The following is a 1,564-nucleotide window of genomic DNA, read 5'->3' as shown; positions in this document are numbered from 1 at the left end:
CGGTCTTCCCGGCCGACCCGACAAGGCCAGGGCGGTCGCGGCGCTGGAGGAGGTGGGCCTTGCCCACCGGGCCGACGCCTGGCCCAGGACACTGTCCGGCGGTGAGGCGCAGCGGGCGTCACTTGCCCGGGCCCTTGTCCGCGACCCCGAGCTCATGCTGCTCGACGAGCCGTTCGGAGCCCTCGACGCGCTCACCCGGATCAGAGTGCAGGGGCTGGTCGAGCAGCTGTGGCAACGCCACAACCCGGCGATCCTCCTGGTCACCCACGACGTCGAGGAAGCTCTGCTGCTCGCCGACCGCGTCCTGGTCATGAAGGACGGGGTGATCGCCCACAGTGCGGACATCACCCTTGTCAGGCCCCGCAACGTCAGCGATCCGCAGTTCGTCGCGTTGCGCGCCGAACTGCTCGGCTGGCTCGGGGTCGGGCATGCCCCGTCCGGGGCGGCTGGGCCCGAAGCTGCTGGCGGTCAACCTGCACAAGACGTCGATCATCCTGTACGGGGCGTCGAGCGTACGGCACAGACCATCGAGCCCGACCCGGCACCGGATACCCGGGAACCACCGCCCAGACGGAAGATCCTTCCATGACCTCCTCCCAGGTACCCGCATACGGCGACGTCGATCCGTTCCACCGCCGCCTGCACCGGATCGCCCAGCCCGACCTCGACCCCGACACCGCGCAGACCGCGGGGATGCGCCGGTTCTCCGCCGTCAGCGGCAAGACCGTCGGATCGTCCAAGCTGTGGATGGGGCAGGTGCACGTCGCCCCGTCCACAGCGTCCGGGAACCACCACCACGGCGAGTCCGAAACCGCCATCTACGTGGTCAGCGGCCATCCGGAGTTCATCTTCCTCGACCAGAACGTCGAAGGGGTGAAAGAGCCCGGCCCCGGTCGTGAGATCCGCGTGCGGACCTCCCCCGGTGACTTCATCTTTGTGCCGCCGTGGGTCCCGCACCGCGAGGAAAACCCCGACCCGAGCATCGAGGCCATCGTCGTGATCTCCCGGAGCACCCAGGAGGGGATCGTGATCAACCTCGAAGGCCTGGAGTGGGCCGGGCCGGTCCTGACCAGCGGCTCGGATGTCGAGGGCTGTTCCTGACCGCTCGTCCTGACAGCTCACTAATCCCGCGCGGCTGCGATCCATCCCCAACCCTGCGCACCATGCTCACGAGGAGTACCGCCATGCCTGTCGAGTTCATCGGACTGATCGCCACCAGCGAAGGGTCGGAAACGCACACGCGCTCCGGAGCGGTCATCGACCCCAGCTATGTCCGCCGGTTCGCGCGCGTCCACGAGGATGCCGACTTCGACCGGGTACTGATCGGCTACAGCTCCGCCTCACCCGACAACATCCAGGTCGCGGCCTATGCCGCGGCCAACACCGAGCGCCTGGGGTACCTGATCGCGCACCGGCCGGGGGTGGTCTTCCCGACGGTCGCGGCCCGCTATTTCGCCACCCTCGACCACTTCTCCGCCAGCCGGATCGCCATCCACATCATCACCGGCGGCAGCGACGCCGAACAGCGGCGCGACGGCGACTACCTGACCAAGGACGAACGCTA

3 protein-coding genes are annotated in these 1,564 nt (G+C 68.5%); all 3 read left to right on the top strand.

Features of this window, described 5'->3' with window-relative positions; genetic code table 11:
* Nucleotides 1–589: ABC transporter ATP-binding protein (locus DD1DGNOD_RS01255; RefSeq protein ID WP_131769253.1), on the top strand; the 589-nt coding region annotated here is incomplete at its 5' end.
* Nucleotides 586–1,101 (top strand): cupin domain-containing protein, encoded by a 516-nt coding sequence (locus DD1DGNOD_RS01250; RefSeq protein ID WP_131764728.1) that lies wholly within the window; start codon nucleotides 586–588, stop codon nucleotides 1,099–1,101. The genes DD1DGNOD_RS01255 and DD1DGNOD_RS01250, both read left to right, overlap by 4 nt.
* Before the next feature lie 83 nt (nucleotides 1,102–1,184).
* Nucleotides 1,185–1,564 (top strand): LLM class flavin-dependent oxidoreductase (locus tag DD1DGNOD_RS01245; RefSeq protein ID WP_131769255.1); only part of this gene is annotated, 380 nt, incomplete at its 3' end.

It is taken from the genome of Candidatus Protofrankia californiensis, from assembly GCF_900634765.1.
Taxonomy (GTDB): domain Bacteria; phylum Actinomycetota; class Actinomycetes; order Frankiales; family Frankiaceae; genus Protofrankia; species Protofrankia californiensis.
This window is presented reverse-complemented; position numbering and strand designations above follow the sequence as displayed.